The organism is Kineosporiaceae bacterium (assembly GCA_016713225.1).
In the GTDB taxonomy this organism is placed as follows: Bacteria; Actinomycetota; Actinomycetes; order Actinomycetales; family Kineosporiaceae; genus JADJPO01.
Genome location: JADJPO010000004.1, coordinates 55,822 through 71,685, shown reverse-complemented (window position 1 = coordinate 71,685; position 15,864 = coordinate 55,822). Strand labels below are relative to the sequence as shown.

The following is a 15,864-nucleotide window of genomic DNA, read 5'->3' as shown; positions in this document are numbered from 1 at the left end:
GCCTAGGTGCTGTGATCACCCCAGCGGTGCGTCGTCCAGCGCTCCGGTGAACTCGCGCACCAGGGATGCGAAGCGTTCCGGCTCGTCCAAGTGGGGGAAGTGGCCGGCCTTCTCGAACACCTCGAGCCGTGCCCCGGGGATGAGCTCGACGGCCTCCAGCGCATGACTCATGGGAATCATGCGGTCACTGTCACCCCAGACCACCAGGGTCGGCACGCTGATGGCCGGCAGGATCTCGCGGGCCGAGAGCCGTTGGCCGTCGGGGCCGACCACCGCACGAATCGTGGCCAGGAACGCGTGGCGGTGCTCGGCGTCCCCCAGCGATTCGAAGCCGCTCAACGCCTCGGCGAGATCCGGCCCGCCCCGCAACCCCACCAGGCTCAGACCACGGGTGAGCGTGGCGCCCTGCCGTCGCGCCCACCGGTTGGCGATCATCGGCAGGATCCACTCCGAGCCGGGCAGGGTAGGGGCGCGCAACAGCACGTTGACCTCGCGGCCGAGGCCGCCGCTGGCCACCAACACCAGGGAGCGCACTCGTTCGGGGAACAGATAGGAGAACTGCAGCGCGATCCCGCCGCCGAGGGAGTGCCCGATGATCGTCACCCGGTCCAGGCCGCAGGCCTGCACCAGATCGCGGACGGCGGCAGCGTGCGCGCCGAGCGAGTAGTCGCCGCGGTGGGTGGCCGAGGCGCCGTGACCGAACAGGTCGGGGACGACGACCGTGTACTCCTCGGCGAGATCGGCGGCCAGGTCGGCCCAGACCCGGTGCGAACCGAGCACCCCGTGAACGAACACCAACGGGGGGCCGTTGCCGCCGCGCTTGTAGTGCAGATCGTGGCCGCTGATGCGACAGATCTGCGAGGTGAGCTCCATGGCCATAGGAGATTGTTACCCGCTGGTAACGCGTGCGGTAGGGGCCATCCGGGCCGGATCACACCGAAGCGCACCGAAGCGCGCCGAAGCGCACGGGATCAGGCGATCGGACGCCCCGTCAGCGCCGCTCCGGCCAGGCCTGCCAGGTGTTCGACGGTGGTGATCCCGGCAGCCATGCTCGGCGAGCCGCTGCTCAGCACCGCGAGCAGCGCCGGATCACCCGTGTCGAGCGTCAGGGAGCCGATCGAGTTGATCACCCAGCGCCCCTTGTCCGCCCGCGAGGGGAGCCAGCCGTTCTTGAGGGCGAAGCCGTCGCGTCTGGTCGCTGCAGAGACTCCCCAGCGTTGTTCGGGGGTCACGGTGCGCATCAGATCGAGGACGTAGTCACGCTGGCGGGCCGACAGTGGCCCGTCCTCACGCACCAGTGCTCGCAGCACCCTGAGCTGGTCGCGGGCCGGGGTGCGCGTGGCGCCCCAGTACCCGCCGGTGCCGGCGACGGTGTCGGTCAGGCCGAGGCGGGCCATGACCCGGGTATAGCCGCGGTCACCGCCGATCCGGTCCCAGAGAGCGTCGGCGGCGGTGTTGTCGCTGATCGTGATCATCTGGCGGGCTTGGGTCCGCAGTGCGGCCTCGGGCAGTTCATCGTCCTCGTCGAGCAGCAGCAGGCTGATCAGGATGCCGACTTTGACGATGCTGGCCGAGGTGAACCGACTGGTGTCGCGATGGCCCACGACGGCCCCGGTGGCCAGGTTCACACCCGCGACGGCCGCCTGGCCGGGCCGGGTGCGCAGGTAGCCCGCGGCGACGCGGCTGAAGTCCGCGGTCGACCGGGGGGCGGCCGACGGCGTCGCCGACAGCGTGGTGGCCGGCGGGGCCGAGGAGGCCGAGGGTGACGGCGCCATCGAGTCGGCGGCCGAGGTGACGGTCGCATCCTCGGCCGGGGCGTCGTCCAGGACCAGTTCGAGGCCGCCACCGACGGCCGCCGTGGCCAGCAAGGCCATCCCTGCCACGATGACGGCCCGGCGGGGGACGGGTGGCTCCGCCGGAGAGGGGTGGTCGTGCCGCGTCACGCGCCTGTCCTACCACGCCCTGCTGGGAAACCCGTGGGGCGCCGCAGGCCCCGTGCGGTGACATCTCAGCGTGCAGACAACGCCGCTGTCAGGGCGGGTCCCCAGCGCTCGACACCGAGGTCGTCGGCCGCGGGGGAGAAGCCCATCCGGACGATCACCAGATCGGCCGAGGGGATCACGATGACCCGTTGCCCGTCGTGGCCGGAGGCCCAATAGGCGTCGCGCGGCAACCCTGGCACGAGCAGCGAGCCGTCGGCCCGGGCGTTGACCCACCAGTGGGCGGCGTAGCCGTCCTCCTCGCCGGTGACCGGGACGGCCGTGGTGGTGCGGGCCATCCAGTCGGCGGGCAGCAACTGCTCGCCCTTCCACTGGCCTTTCTGCAGCGCGAACTGGCCGATGGTCGCCCAGTCGCGCGGGGTGGCCCACAGGTAAGACGAGCACACCAGGTGCCCCGTGGCGTCCGGTTCCCACACCGCCGAGCCGATATCGAGGTCGTCGAACAGCAGCCGTTCGCCCAGTTCGGCGCCCAGCCCGGTGCGCTGGTGCAGCACGCTGCACAGCACGTTGGTGGTGCCCGAGGAGTACTGCTGGTAGCTACCCGGCGCGTGCGCCGACGGCAAAGAGGCCGCGTAGCGGGCCATGTCGGGTTCCAGGTACAGCATGCGGGTGATCGGGGTACCGAGGTCGTAGGTCTCGTCCCACTGCACCCCGCTGGTCATGCGCAGCAGCTGCTCGACCGTGATCTGCGCCCGGCCGTCGGTCCACTCCGGCCGGAGATGATCGTCGGTCAGGGCGAGCTTGCCCTGCTGGGCGAGGCGGCCGGCCATCAGTGCGGTGACCGATTTGCCCATCGACCAGCCGAGTTGGCGGGTTTGCGGGGTGAACCCCGGTGCGTAGCGCTCGGCCACGATCCGGCCGTGCTGGACGACGACCATCGCCCGGGTGCCCAGCCGCGTCACCTGGTCGGTGGGCAGTCCGACGCCGAACGCGTCGTCCAGGGCGCGCTGGACGTCGGCGCTCGGGGCGGCTGCCTCGATCGGCAGGCTGGTCGCGGCCGGCGCCGTCGTGGCGGTCGCCGAGCCGGCGGCGGGACGCTCATCGGCCAGGGTGCACCCGGAACCCGCTGTGTAGTAAGCGGTCTGCCGGAACAGCAGCCCCAGCACCGATGTGGTCGCGGACTGCTCATCGGTCGCGACCGAGGTGCGTAGATAGGGCACCAGCGGGTTCGGTGGCAGGTCGGCGTCCGGGGCGTCCGGGCCGCGTTCGGCGACAAACCGGACGGCGCAGGCGTTGTGCGCGGCGTAGCCGGTGCCGGTCAGCAGCAGTGGGCGGGCATACAACAGGCCCCCGGTCACGACGGCGACCAGCAGCAGCACCACGGCGAGCAGGATCCGGCGCCATCTCATGCGGGGCAGGGTAGGGCCTTCGCCCGTGGCTGCGCAGTCCGCGAAGATGGTGTCCTCGACCCTGGGAGCGCCGGGTTCGAGCTCGAGCGGCGGCCGTAGGAGCGGGGGGACGATGCCCGACGTGACACTCTCGGCGGGGGTGCTGAGCTATGAGGACAGTGGTGGTGACGGTCCGATCGTCGTCCTGGTGGGCGGTTTGGCGATGTCCGCCTCGGTCTGGCGCACGGTGGTCGCGGAGCTCTCGCCGACGCACCGGTGCCTGGCGCTCACCCTGCCCCTCGGCTCGCATCGCCGACCGATGAATCCGGATGCCGATTTGTCGACCCGGGGGCTCGCCCGCCTGGAAGGGGAGTTCCTTGAGGTGCTCGACCTCGCCGATGTCACGTTGGTGGGCAACGATTCCGGCGCATTCCTCTTCACCGCAGCGCAGGACGTCGGCCGCATCAGCCGGCTGGTCATCACCACCTGTGAGGCCTTCGAGAACTTCCCGCCGGGGCTGCCCGGCAGCTCTCTCGTCTGGTCGGCGCGACTGCCGGGAGGTGTGGCGCTGTCGGCGCAGGCGTTGCGCTGCCGGTTCCTGCGCCGTCTGCCGATGACCTACGGCTGGATGTCCAAGCGATCTGTCCCGCACGAGATCGTCGACGCCTGGGTCGCGCCCCTGGTGGGCAGCCGTGAGATCCGGCGCGACCTGCGGAAGTACCTGCTGACTGCGCAGCGCGGCGACATGCTGGCGGCGGCCGAGGAGCTGCGCTCGTTCGACCGCCCGACGCTCGTCGTCTGGACGCCCGAGGATCGGGTGATGAAGCCCGAGCATGGGCGCCGGTTCGCAGACCTGCTGCCGCACGCCCGGCTCGTCGAGATCGAGGACAGTTTCACCCTCATTCCGGAAGACCAACCCCTGGTGCTCGCCAGGCACATCCGGGAGTTCGTGGCCACGAGCGGTGCCGGGCGCTGAGCGGTCGGCATTGGGCACCAACGCGACGGGGATACGACGAGCGTTGGGCACGAGCGCTATCAGAGGCAGGCGCGCAGTCGTCCGGCCCGCCAGGTGGTCAGGGTGCGGATGGCGGCCAGCGACTCGGGTGCCGTCTGGTGCGGGTCGGCGTCTGCCCAGATCAGATCCGCGCGCTCGCCCCGCTCGAGCGAACCGCCGATCGGGCCGCTGTGGACACCCGGCGCTTCGCCGAGCACCGCTGCGGCACCGCGCGTGGCGGCGTCCAGAGCCTGGGAGACGGTGATGGCCTGATCCGGCAGGACGGTTCGCCCCGTGTCGTCGCGGCGGGTCACGGCTGCGGCGACCCAGTGCCACGGGTCGAGGTCGGCGGCCGGGTGATCGGAGCTGAACGCCAGCGCGACCCCGGCGCGAAGCATGGCCCGGTAGGGCATCAACTGCAGGGGAGGCGCCGGCGGAACCAGCGTCAACGAGCGGCCCATCGCCGGCAGGAAGCCCGGCTGGGTGACGACCGTGAGTCGAGCGTCGGCGAGCCGTCCGATCAGGCCAGGGTCGACCACCATGGCGTGTTCGATCCGCATCGGAACAGCTTGCGCCAGAACAGGATCAGCCTCACGGGCCGCCAGTACGGCCTGCAGCGCGCCATTGCCGATGGCATGGATCGCCAGCGCTGACCCGGCGTCGGCGGCGCGCCGCATCAGGGCACGCAGACTGTCGGTGTCGTACTGCCAGGTGCCGTGGTTCCAGGTGCCGTCGGTGCCGCGGCGGAACCGGTCGCTGCGCAGGATCGCCTTCGCCATCGCCAGGTCCGTGCGCGACCGAGCCCGGAGCGGGGCAGCGAGCGCCGAGAGCAATCCGGTGCGCAGTTGCCGCGGGGTGTAGCAGAGGTGCGAACGCTCGCCGCCGTCGATCAGCACCTTGGCGGTCGAGCCCGCCTGCAGCGCCGGCTCGCTGATCCGGTCGTCGACCAGTAGCGGGACGACGTCCACGCCGGCCTCGCGGCACAGGGTCACGACCCGATCGGCGATGGCTGCCGGTACGGCGGCATCGGCGATGCGGGTGATGCCGAGCGCGAGCAGCCGCTGCGCGTGGGCGCTGAGCCGGTCGGCCCAGGAGGTGTCGAGCGGACGCCGGCTGCGCGCCTCGGCGGCGAAGCTGGCCGTTTCGATCAGGACGCCGGTGGGCCGCCCGGAGCGGTCTCGCACGATCTGGCCGCCGACCGGGTCGGGGGTGGTGCGGCCGATCCCGAGGGCATCCAGGCCCGCTGAGTTGACCACCGACTCGTGATAGGTCCGGGAGAGCAGGTGCACCGGGCGATCGGAGACCACCGGGTCGAGCTCGGCGGCGGTGGGGCTGCGCTGCTCGCGTAGCTCGCTGGGCAGGTATCCGTGCAGCCGTAGCCAGGGTGCGGCGTCAAGTGCGGCGTTCAGTGCGGCGTTCAGTGCGGCGTCCACAGTGGCGTGGTGGCGCACCTGCGCCAGCAGCGAGGGCAGGTCGTGCGCGTGCAGGCGCAGGTCGGCCGTCGGCTGGTCGACGGCGTCCAGGAAGGCGTGTTGGTGGGCGTCGACGAACGCCGGTAGAAGTGCGCCGCGGTCGAAGGTCAGCTGTCGAGGGTTGGGCGGCAGGGTGGCGAGCACGTGCTCGAGCGGTCCGGCCGCGTGGACGTGACCGTCGAGGATGCCGATCGCTGCGACCGGGGCCCGATCGTGGCGCAGATAGATCGGGACGCCGCTGAGCACCGTGGCGTCGGCGTCCCGGGGCTGAGGCTCGTCGCTGGCAGCCATGGATCACGCTCCTGTCCTCGGGAAAACTCTACATCTGGAGAGTATTGGTGCGGGGTTCTCGGCGGACCGGCGGCCCGTGGCTCGTAGGCTGGCTCGATGGCGCGGAGCAAGGGGGAACAGACTCGGCTGTTGCTGCTCGAGAGCGCCCGTGACCTGGTGGCCGAACGAGGTCTGTCGGCGTTGACCCACCGGGCGATCGAGGGGCGCGCCGGGGTCTCGCACGGCGTCACGACCTATCACTTCGCCACGCGCGAGGCCCTGCTGGGGGCCTTGCTGGAGTTCGTCGGCGACGAGCTGCTCGCCTGGCAGTCGGCGATCCGGGCGCGCCTGGCCGCGGCCGATCCGGCGACGCTCGATCACCATCAGATCGCTCGGGAGGTCGTCACCGAACTGATGAGCCGGCGCACCAACACCCTGGCCCGCTACGAGCTGTATCTGTACGCGGCACGCCGTCCCGATCTGGCCGAGGTGATGGCGAGGGCTCGGCGGCGTCACGTCGACCTCGAGACGCGAGCCTTCGAACGCCTGGGGGCCGTGAACCCGGAGCTGGCGGCCAACCGCTACCTCAGTGCGCTGGAAGGCCTTGTGCTGTATCAGATCAGCGTTCCGGAGCCGGACTTCGAACGCTGGGCGCCGGCCTACCTGATGACCGTGGTGCGGGCGTTGCTCGACTTCACGGGCGCCTGAGGGTGTTCGTCACGAGCCTTCGCCGATCGAACCTACGGTGGGCGCCGCGGCTGATCCGCCCAAGCCCGAATCACCGGCCGGGATCACCACGGTGCCGCAGGCCGGGCATCGCCAGGCGGCCGCGCTGTGATGGAAGAAGCCATGACACCTGGGGTTGACGAGCCTCAGGCGCCAGTATTGGTCGCCACAGGGCGCGTCGAGAGGAGTTCGACATGTCGAGCACGGTCGGATGGACGGCGGGCGAGATCGCCGCTGCGGTGCACCGCGGCGAGGTGACGCCGCGCGAGGTCGTTCGTGATCACCTCGAGGTCATCGACCGGATCGATCCGGTGGTCGGGGCCTTCGTTCAGGTGCGCGGCGATCAGGCGCTGACCGAGGCCGAGGAACTCGCGGCACACCCCGAGTTGGGCCGATTGCCGCTCGCCGGCGTCCCTGTCGCCGTCAAGGGCAACACGGCCGTGCTCGGGGAGGCGACCCGGTTCGGCTGCGCCGTCACCGATGCCACGCCGGCGCGAGACGACCACGAGGTGGTGGTCCGGTTGCGTGCCGCCGGGGCGATCGTGGTCGGTGTGACCCGGATGCCCGAGCTCGGCGTCTGGGGCACCACGGACGACGCCGGTGGCGTGACACGCAACCCGTGGCAGCTCGACCGGACGGCGGGTGGTTCCTCGGGTGGTGCTGCGGCGGCCGTGGCGTCCGGCATGGTTCCCGTGGCGCAGGGCAACGACGGGATGGGGTCCATCCGCATCCCCGCGGCGGCGTGTGGTGTGGTGGGTGTGAAGCCGGGCGGCGGGCTGGTCCCTGCCGACATCGGCGCGACGGCCTGGCGTGGATTGGCCGAGAACGGGCCCTTGACGACCACGGTGGCCGACGCCGCGTTGGTGCTGTCGGTGATGTCCGGACGCCGCGAGCTCGCTGCGGTCGCCCCGCCGGCCGGCGCGCTGCGGATCGCGGCCTCGACCCGGGTTCCGGTCGCGGGCGTGCGACTCGATGCCGAGGTCGTGCGCGCCGTCGTCCGGGTCGCGGGCGTGCTGCGGCGAGCGGGGCATGCCGTGGTTCGGGCGGACCCGCCGTACTCGCAGGCCCTGGCGAATGCGATCGCGGCTTGGTTCGCCGCGGCAGCCTCCGATGACATCCTCAGCGTGGGCGAGGGGTTCGCGCAGCTCGAGGCGCGGCAGCGCCACCATGCTCGGATCGGGCGGCAGTTGGAGCGGTGGGGGCGGGTCCGTGAGAGCGACCGGCAGCTGTGGACGGCGCGCGCGGGGGAGTTCTTCCGCGATCACGACGTTCTGATCACCCCGGTCACCACCGGCCCGCCGCTACCCGCCGAGCCCGGTGGCACGCGGTGGGGCGAGCGATCGTGGTTGGCCAACTTCTCGGCCAATCTGCGGTGGGCACCGTTCGCCGGGGCGTGGAATTTCGCCGGGTTCCCGGCCCTGACGGTGCCTGCCGCCATGCACTCGTCGGGGGTGCCGATCGGTGTCCAACTGGTGGCACCCCTCGGCGGCGAGGACGTGCTGCTCTCCGTTGCGGCGCAATGGGAATCGTCGTCCCCGTGGCAGCGGTTCGCGCCGATGGCCGGGCTCAGCTGAGTAGCGAGGATTGTCCTTGGCCGGTACGGCCTCGGGGCGATCCTGCTGTTGCCGCTGGGTGCCTCGTTCGTTGTCGTGCTCGCAGCGCTCGTGCATCGGATGCGCTTCGAGGGCGCGCCCTGATCGCCGGCCTGGGGGAGACCTACCTGGCGTTCACGGCGCATCGTGCGCGGCTGGTGCCCTTCGTCTGGTGCGCTGTGCGGCGGTGTCGTTCGGCAGTGGTTACCGTGAGGCCATGGCGTGCCGCATCACCGAACTCGTCCTGTACGCGCACGATCCGGAGCTGCTGGCCCGGTTCTGGTGTGAGGTCCTGGGTTACGTCGAACTGGAACGCGACGAGGCGACCCTGGAGATCGGACCACCCGATGCAGGGTTCGGTGGGCCGCAGCCCACGATCGTCTTCATCCGGACCCGCGAACCCAAGCGGGGCACGTTGCGGCTGCACTTCGACGTGAACGCCACCGACCGCGACCAGGACGACGAGCTGGAGCGGTTGCTCGCGGCCGGCGCCCGCCGAGTCGACATCGGGCAGCCTGCCGACGCGTCGTGGCACGTGCTCGCCGATCCGGAGGGCCATGAGTTCTGCTTGCTGCGGCGTCGGATGGCGGCGGTGTAGTCGATCGGCTTCTCGAGCCATTGTGCGTTGTTCGATCAGTTGGGGCCATGCAGGGCTGCCGACGTGTCGGGCTCCTCGAGGGCGTCGTCGTCGGCTCGGTACATCAGGACGGGCGCCCGCCGACCGGCCGCGACATCAGTGGATCGTCAGGGCTCGATCAGGGTGATCCCCGATGATCCTGATGCCGTCCGCTCCCTATCGTGACGGCATGCCCTCTCCCCGCTGGTTCGACCGCGCCGCCCTGAGCCTGGGTATCGGCGTCCCGGTGCTCTACTTCCTGACTCAGGGCGTGGTCGGGGTACTCACGCCCGGGTACAGCTTCCGGCAGCAGGCGGCCAGCGACCTCGGGGTCGGTGACTCGATCCGGGCGATGGTCTTCAACCTGGGTGCGATCTCGACCGGGGTCTTGGCTGTGGTCGCCGCGTACGGGCTGGCAGTCGCCCCTCGCTGGTGTCCGATTCCCGTGGTCCGGTCGAGACTGACCGCGCTGGCGGTCGCATCGACCGGTGCCGCCGCCATCGCAGCGGGGGTCTTCCCGCTGCCGGATCCCCGACACGGCGGCGGACCGATCGGCGCCGGCATGTTCGTGATCCCGCTGCTGATGGCGACCCTGCTCTGGAGGGCAGCATCACCTGTGGTCCGAGGCTATCTCGGGCTGAACCTCGCGCTCTTCATCGGATGCGCCGCGATGCTCAGCGGCACGACGCCGGTCGACCAGGTCGCCAACGGCGGCCTGCTGCAACGGCTGCTCGCGGTCACGGTGTTCGGAGCGATCGGGGTCGGTTGTGCGGTCATCAGCGCCACCCGTTCCACCGGTACCCGTGTGGGCGAGCTCCACCGATCGTCGTGAAACGGACTGACTGGTCTGGAGCACTGACCTGCAGTGATGTCCTGGAGCGGGTGACGGGAATCGAACCCGCATGACCAGCTTGGAAGCCAGCCGCGTGGGTGGCGACGATCTGGTCGAAACGTCTCTCACCTGCACCAACACGTTGTGATCTTGTCCGTTGTGGACCCCTGGGTACCGCTGTTGGCGGTACCCAGGGACCACTCAGGGACCGGAATGGCACGTTTCCAGCGCGAGCCGGCAACCTATGACGCCTCGCCCGTCGGAGGACGACTCGCGGCTCGTGAGGCACACTGGCAGGGTTGAGAAAGGGGAGTGTGATGACCGAGCCAGAAACTGTGGCGTCCGTGGGCCGCGTCGCCTCACCACGTCGCCCCTCGCTCGAGGAACAGGCCCGCGAACGCGGGACGCGTCCGATCGAGTCGGCTGACACCTACGCGTTGGACGGGGCGTGGGAGTCCGACGCCGAGGTCGAGGAGTTCATTCAGTTCACCTATGCGGCCCGTCGGGTGGACGGTGCCTGACGCCGCCGAGTTCGTGGTGCTGGACACGGACGTCGTCTCGCGTCTTCACAAGCGCACCTTGCCAGGGTCGATGTTGCGCCGAATCTCAGGCATGTCACCGTGCATCACCTTTGTCACTCTGGCTGAGCTGGAGCAGTGGGTGATCCTTCGTGGCTGGGGATCTGCTCGTCGTGCGAGCCTCGAGCGTTGGATCAACATGGTGCCGCGCCTGGGTTACGACGATGAGGTGGCCCGTATTTGGGGGCGCTTGTCGGCCGAGGGCCGTCGTCTCGGGAGAACGTCGCCTGCCAACGACACCTGGAACGCTGCCTGCTGCCTGGCGGAGGGGCTTCCCTTGGCCACGCTGAACGTCAAGGACTACAGCGACATCACGGAACGCAGCGGGCTGCGGCTCATCACGGCTTGACCACCCTGAGGCCGGAAGACCACCCGCCCCGTGGCTCACGTTTCGATCACACGATGAGTCGGAGTCTGCCTCGGCGCGGCCGGCCTGGATGAAGCCCGGTGGGCCGTCTCCACCGCGGCCTGGATGCGGCGATCCGTCAGTGCCCACACGACGCCTACCGATTTCGGCACCTGTGAACGTCAGGTCGAAACCCGCCACCGAGCGGTACGCCGCGCCGCGGGCGAGGCCCTGCGCGGCCGAAGCGTTGCCCTGCGAGCGAGTCGAGTCCACCGAACACGGCCGTGATCTCCGCGTCACCGGCCGCAGCTCATTGACGGCTCCTGATGCCCCGGGTGGCGACCAGCCGCAAGCGGCATGAGCGGACGATTGAGTCCCGGGACGCGCGGTTGGCCGTGCATGTGATTGCACCGCTTCATCACGTGGTGCGCGGACCGCGAGAGCGGCACGGGCGCGGAATGCGGTGGTCTGGGATCTGCGAACGCGGCACGACCTAAGGTGATTCTGTGATCACAGCCGGCGTTGACCTGGCGACGGAGCCAGCCAAGACGGCGACAGCGACCATCACGTGGACCGCGGGCAGGGCCGTGGTCTCGTCCGTGCTGCTGGGTGCCGATGATGACGACATCCTCAACTCGATTGCCGGTGTGGACGTTCTCGGCATTGACTGCCCCTTGGGCTGGCCGGACGATTTCGTGGCGTTCCTTCAGGCTCATCACAACGGGCACGTTGTCGCCCCCGTGGACGTGATCGGCAGGGACTGGCGTCGACGACTGGCCAACCGAGCAACCGATCGGCAGGTGCACCTCGTGTGCGGGGTGACGCCGCTCAGCGTGGCCGCGGATCGCATCGCCCTGACCGCCATGCGAGCGGCCGGAATCCTCGCTCGCCTTGCCGACGAAGGTCGCCCCGTCGATCGATCCGGCAGCGGCGTCGTCGTGGAGGTCTATCCCGCTGCATCGCTCAAGATCTGGCAACTGCCACACCAGGGCTACAAGCGGGTCGAGAACCAGCGGGTGCGGGAGCAGCTGATCGCGTCTCTCCTGGCCGCCGCGCCCTGGTTGGACCTCGGTACCTCGAGCGACCTCTGCGTCCGGTCCGATGATGCACTCGACGCTGTCATCGCCGCGTTGACCGCCCGTGCACACAAACTCGGGCTCACCACGACCCCAGCCGCCGGTCTTCAGCGTGAGCAGGCCACGCGCGAGGGATGGATCGCCCTCCCGACCCAGCCCCTGTCGACCCTCGTCAGGACGCCACCGAGCTAGCGGCGGAGAGTGCCTTCCGGGTTGGGCCGTTGGACAGAGGAATGCCCCGCGCGGGGCGTGGGGTCGACCTCGGCGGAGAAGCCAGCGTCCTGAGCAGCCGTTTGCCCCGGCCCACCGGGTAGGCGTCGAGCGCCTCGGTCGCGCTCCGCTGCCCTGCGCTTCGCCTACCCTGCAGCTGTGGCATTTGAGTTGAGCGCTGTGATCGGCGGCGGGCCAACCGTGACCGAGTTGGGCGACAGCTTGCAGTCTCCCGTCGTGGCCCTGGACCAGTCCTTTGCGTTACTGCCCTGGACGAGTCGCGACCAGGCCGGCCCCCGGGGCGTCGCCACGCCATCGGAGCTGGTCATGTTCGAGTACCTCGATGATGAGTTGCTGCAACACCTGAAGAGGATCTCGCACCAGGGGCCGGTTGCCTACGTGGAGGCCGAGTTCTTCGGCGGCCAAGGCGAACAGTCCGCCGCCGTGCTCCATCGGGGTGCTGTTCAGTGGGTTCGCCAAGGTGGTGGCGAGTGGCCCGGCTCGCCGATCAGCCAAGCGCTCCGACAGATCGGGGTGGTGGCTGCCGGAGGCAAGGACGAGTTCGACACCCTCGGGTTGGGCCGTCACAGGCGGACACATGATTGGCTCAGCGAGGGTTGCCACTGATCGCTGTCGAGCTGCGCATCGCCCAGGTCGACACCGGCCCGCGGTCTCGGGCCATGACACCTCCATCAGGAAGGTGTGCGGATGCCGAGCGGAACACGGTCGCTGGAGGCTGTTACTCAGCGCGCTCAGGGACCGAAAGGGACCCTTTGTGGCACGTAGGCGATCCTCAACGGGCCCTCGAGCCGATGCCCGCAAGCCCTGACCTGCAGTGATGTCCTGGAGCGGGTGACGGGAATCGAACCCGCATGACCAGCTTGGAAGGCTGGAGCTCTACCATTGAGCTACACCCGCGTGACGCCGTCCCCCGACGGAACCTCGTCGAAGGTACAGGCCTCGACGGCGTAGCCTAGTGCGTGCTCGCCCCCGATGCCCACGTGGTTCGGACTCGGGCGACACCGGGGTATGGCGCAGTTTGGTAGCGCGTCCGCTTTGGGAGCGGAAGGCCGTCGGTTCGAATCCGGCTACCCCGACTCACTGATGGCCCGCCCGGCGTCAGCCGGAGCGGGCCATCATGCGTCGGGGAGCGGTGATGATGGGAGCCGGAGCGTGCAGCGAGGCACGAGCTGACCGCGACGGTGGTTCCGGCTACCCCGACCATCGACTGTGGTCGTCATGCGATGGTGGATTCGTGGCGACAACGACCGATCAGCACCCAGCGGCGCCCGCGGCCCCCTCCCGTCGCGTCGGAACCAGCCGCTGGTTGATGGCCGCCGCGCTGGTCATGGCCCTCGTCGGCTGCGCCGCCATGTTGGTGTTGCGCGCTCGCCTCGGCGGCTGGTCCCCGACGTTCCTGGCCTGGAACCTCTTCCTGGCCGCCGTTCCGTTCCCCCTGGCCTGGGCCGTCGATGCACTCAGCAGGCGCGCGGCCCCGTGGTGGACGATGGCCATCCCTGGCGCAGTCTGGCTGGCGTTCTTCCCGAACGCGCCCTACCTGGTCACCGATCTGATCCATCTCGCCCCGAGCAGCGGCGTCCCGCTCTGGTTCGACGCCTTGCTCTATTTCGCCGTGGCCGCCACGGGGCTGTTGCTGGGCTTGGTCTCGCTCTACCTGGTGCAGGCGAGCGTCCGGCGCGCTGCCGGCAGCCGTGCCGGATGGGCCGTCAGCGGCGCGGCCATCACCCTGGGTGCCTACGGCATCTACCTCGGGCGCATCGAACGCTGGAACTCGTGGGACGTCGTCACCGCGCCGTCCTCGTTGTTACACGCCGTCGCCACGTCCTTCAGTGATCTCGCCCGCAGCCGGGAGTCGCTGCTGCTGGTGCTCGGCTTCATCGTGTTCACCACGGCCGTCTACCTGACCCTCTACGCCTTCGCCAACCTGGTGCGGGCGGACGGCGCCGCGGACGTCGACGCCTCGGATCGCGCGTCCTGACGTGACCGGAGGCCTGGCACTCGCCGTCCATGATCACGTTGAAGATCACGGTGAGGACTTCGTGCACGCCTGAAGATCACGTTGAGGACTCGCTCGCAGGGAACGTCGACGATTCGCTCAACGTGATCTTCAACGTGATCAAGGTGGGGGCGGGGACGCGATCCGAGGTACGGGAACCCCGAAGAGCGACGTCATGCTGAACCGTGCGGGGGAGCGCCCACCCCGTGCGGACGGCGCCCCCTCACCGGGCGGCTACGATGACCGTTTCGAGGGCTCGTCTCGCGCGCCCAGCTGCACCACCTGATGATCGAGCTCCACCCAGCCCTACCCCCACCACCGTCCGCAGGAGAGATCTGTCGTGAAGAGCGCCGTCGAGACCCTCAACCCGACCCGGGTCAAGCTGACCGTCGAGGTCCCTTACGAGGAGCTCGCGCCCAGCGTCGACGCCGCGTACAAGACGATCTCTCAGCAGGTCGCCATCCCCGGCTTTCGCAAGGGCAAGGTGCCGCCGCGGATCATCGACCAGCGGGTCGGCCGCGGCGCCGTCCTGCAGGAGGCCGTCGACAAGGCGCTGCCGGACTTCTACGCCAAGGCGGTCCAGGAGGTCGACGTCCGCCCGCTCGGCCGACCGACCGTCGAGGTGACGGACGTCCCCGAGGGCACCGACGGTGACCTGAAGTTCACGGTCGAGGTCGACGTCCGCCCCCAGATCACGCTGCCCGACCTCGACGCGCTGACCGTGACCGTGGACGACGCCGAGGTCACCGAGGCCGACGTCGACGAGCGGGTCGAGTCGTTGCGCGAGCGGTTCGGCACCCTGATGGCGGTCGATCGTCCGGTCGCCGACGGCGACTTCATCACCCTCGACATCGCCATCGCGGTGGACGGCGAGGAGGTCGAGGCTGCCAAGAGCCTGTCGTACCAGGTCGGCACCGGTCGGCTGGTCGAAGGCCTGGACGACGTGCTGCCCGGACTGTCCGCCGAGGAGACCACCTCGTTCGACACCGTGCTTCCCGGCGGCGAGCTGGCCGGCAAGACCGCCCACGTCACGATCACCGTGCAGGGTGTCAAGGAGCGTGAGCTGCCCGTCGTCGACGACGACTTCGCCCAGCTCGCCTCCGAGTTCGACACCCTCGACGAGCTGCGCGAGGACCTGCGCGGTCAGGCCGCCCAGGCGAAGGTCTTCGACCAGGGCATCCAGGCCCGTGAGCGGCTGGTCGAGCAGCTGCTCGAGTCCCTCGACATCCCCGTGCCGGACGCCGTGATCGCCGACGAGGTGCACCACCACCTCGAGGGCGAGGGACGCCTCGAGGACGACGAGCACCGCGCCGAGGTCGACGCCGAGGCCCGCAAGGCACTCCAGGCCCAGCTGCTGCTGGACGCCATCGCCGAGCAGGAGGACGTCAACGTCGGTCAGCGCGAGCTGATCGAGTACCTGGTGCAGGCCTCCCAGCAGTACGGCATGGACCCCAACCAGTTCATGCAGGCCGTGGGTGAGGCCGGTCAGGTGCCCGCCATGGTCGCCGAGGTGGCCCGCCGCAAGGCGCTGGCCGTGATCCTGCAGAAGGCCACCGTCACCGACGCCTCTGGCAACGTCGTCGACCTGGCGGCTCTCTTCGAGGCCGACGAGGACGAGGACGCCGAGGGCGAGGAGCTCGAGGCCCTCGAGCCGATCGGCGACGACGAGCCGGCCCCGGCCGGTGCGGCCGACCCGAGCGCCGTCTCGCTGAGTGACATCGGTGGGTTCGTTCCCGACGAGCCTGTCGCCAAGTAGCCTTTGCGCCCATCCGGGGTGATTCACCCCGGATGGACGGACCACGGCTGC

At 70.0% G+C, this 15,864-nt stretch carries 15 protein-coding genes and 2 tRNA genes; 12 read left to right on the top strand and 5 right to left on the bottom strand.

Translation table 11 applies throughout. The features are described from left to right. Positions 1-15 precede the first annotated feature (15 nt). From IPK24_16920 to IPK24_16910, 3 genes are all read right to left on the bottom strand, one after another. Positions 16-873: an alpha/beta fold hydrolase gene (locus tag IPK24_16920; protein MBK8077198.1), complete on the bottom strand. Its 858-nt coding sequence runs from the start codon at positions 871-873 to the stop codon at positions 16-18. Between the two features lie 98 nt (positions 874-971). Then, positions 972-1,874 (bottom strand): serine hydrolase, encoded by a 903-nt coding sequence (locus tag IPK24_16915; protein MBK8077197.1) that lies wholly within the window; start codon positions 1,872-1,874, stop codon positions 972-974. Between the two features lie 134 nt (positions 1,875-2,008). Next, a complete protein-coding gene (locus IPK24_16910; protein ID MBK8077196.1) occupies positions 2,009-3,349 on the bottom strand; it encodes a serine hydrolase in 1,341 nt (446 codons plus the stop codon). A gap of 112 nt (positions 3,350-3,461) precedes the next feature. On the opposite strand from IPK24_16910, the gene IPK24_16905 reads away from it, so the two are divergent. After that, on the top strand, positions 3,462-4,304 hold the full coding sequence (locus tag IPK24_16905; GenBank protein MBK8077195.1) for an alpha/beta hydrolase: 843 nt from the start codon (positions 3,462-3,464) through the stop codon (positions 4,302-4,304). Between the two features lie 59 nt (positions 4,305-4,363). Here the strand turns inward: IPK24_16905 and IPK24_16900 are convergent, their stop codons facing one another. Continuing rightward, positions 4,364-6,085 (bottom strand): amidohydrolase family protein, encoded by a 1,722-nt coding sequence (locus IPK24_16900; GenBank protein ID MBK8077194.1) that lies wholly within the window; start codon positions 6,083-6,085, stop codon positions 4,364-4,366. 96 nt (positions 6,086-6,181) lie between these two features. On the opposite strand from IPK24_16900, the gene IPK24_16895 reads away from it, so the two are divergent. The 8 genes from IPK24_16895 to IPK24_16860 all read left to right on the top strand — a co-directional run bounded on the left by IPK24_16895 (position 6,182) and on the right by IPK24_16860 (position 12,667). Beyond that, positions 6,182-6,772: a TetR family transcriptional regulator gene (locus IPK24_16895; protein ID MBK8077193.1), complete on the top strand. Its 591-nt coding sequence runs from the start codon at positions 6,182-6,184 to the stop codon at positions 6,770-6,772. 212 nt (positions 6,773-6,984) lie between these two features. Further along, positions 6,985-8,364 (top strand): amidase, encoded by a 1,380-nt coding sequence (locus tag IPK24_16890; GenBank protein ID MBK8077192.1) that lies wholly within the window; start codon positions 6,985-6,987, stop codon positions 8,362-8,364. A gap of 235 nt (positions 8,365-8,599) precedes the next feature. Beyond that, entirely contained in the window at positions 8,600-8,980 is a 381-nt protein-coding gene (locus IPK24_16885) for a VOC family protein (protein ID MBK8077191.1), read from the top strand. A gap of 208 nt (positions 8,981-9,188) precedes the next feature. Continuing rightward, entirely contained in the window at positions 9,189-9,830 is a 642-nt protein-coding gene (locus tag IPK24_16880; protein ID MBK8077190.1) for a DUF998 domain-containing protein, read from the top strand. Positions 9,831-10,147: 317 nt separating this feature from the next. Then, complete coding sequence (locus IPK24_16875; protein ID MBK8077189.1) at positions 10,148-10,351, top strand: hypothetical protein; 204 nt, start codon at positions 10,148-10,150, stop codon at positions 10,349-10,351. Continuing rightward, positions 10,323-10,757, top strand: a complete 435-nt coding sequence (locus IPK24_16870) for a type II toxin-antitoxin system VapC family toxin (GenBank protein ID MBK8077188.1) — start codon at positions 10,323-10,325, stop codon at positions 10,755-10,757. Before IPK24_16875 ends, IPK24_16870 begins: the two co-directional genes overlap by 29 nt. 503 nt (positions 10,758-11,260) lie before the next feature. Beyond that, positions 11,261-12,022 carry a DUF429 domain-containing protein gene (locus tag IPK24_16865; GenBank protein MBK8077187.1) on the top strand — a complete coding sequence of 254 codons (762 nt, stop codon included), beginning with the start codon at positions 11,261-11,263 and terminating at the stop codon, positions 12,020-12,022. 189 nt (positions 12,023-12,211) lie between these two features. After that, positions 12,212-12,667, top strand: a complete 456-nt coding sequence (locus IPK24_16860) for a hypothetical protein (GenBank protein MBK8077186.1) — start codon at positions 12,212-12,214, stop codon at positions 12,665-12,667. A 217-nt stretch (positions 12,668-12,884) separates the two neighbouring features. On the opposite strand, the gene IPK24_16855 is transcribed toward IPK24_16860, so the two are convergent. Next, a tRNA-Gly gene (locus IPK24_16855) sits at positions 12,885-12,958 on the bottom strand. Between the two features lie 105 nt (positions 12,959-13,063). On the opposite strand from IPK24_16855, the gene IPK24_16850 reads away from it, so the two are divergent. The 3 genes from IPK24_16850 to IPK24_16840 all read left to right on the top strand — a co-directional run bounded on the left by IPK24_16850 (position 13,064) and on the right by IPK24_16840 (position 15,813). Continuing rightward, positions 13,064-13,137, top strand: a tRNA-Pro gene (locus IPK24_16850). Positions 13,138-13,295: 158 nt separating this feature from the next. Continuing rightward, positions 13,296-14,039, top strand: coding sequence for a DUF1361 domain-containing protein (locus IPK24_16845; protein MBK8077185.1), 744 nt, complete (start codon positions 13,296-13,298; stop codon positions 14,037-14,039). A gap of 358 nt (positions 14,040-14,397) precedes the next feature. Continuing rightward, positions 14,398-15,813, top strand: a complete 1,416-nt coding sequence (locus IPK24_16840; GenBank protein MBK8077184.1) for a trigger factor — start codon at positions 14,398-14,400, stop codon at positions 15,811-15,813. The last annotated feature ends 51 nt before the right edge of the window (positions 15,814-15,864 follow it).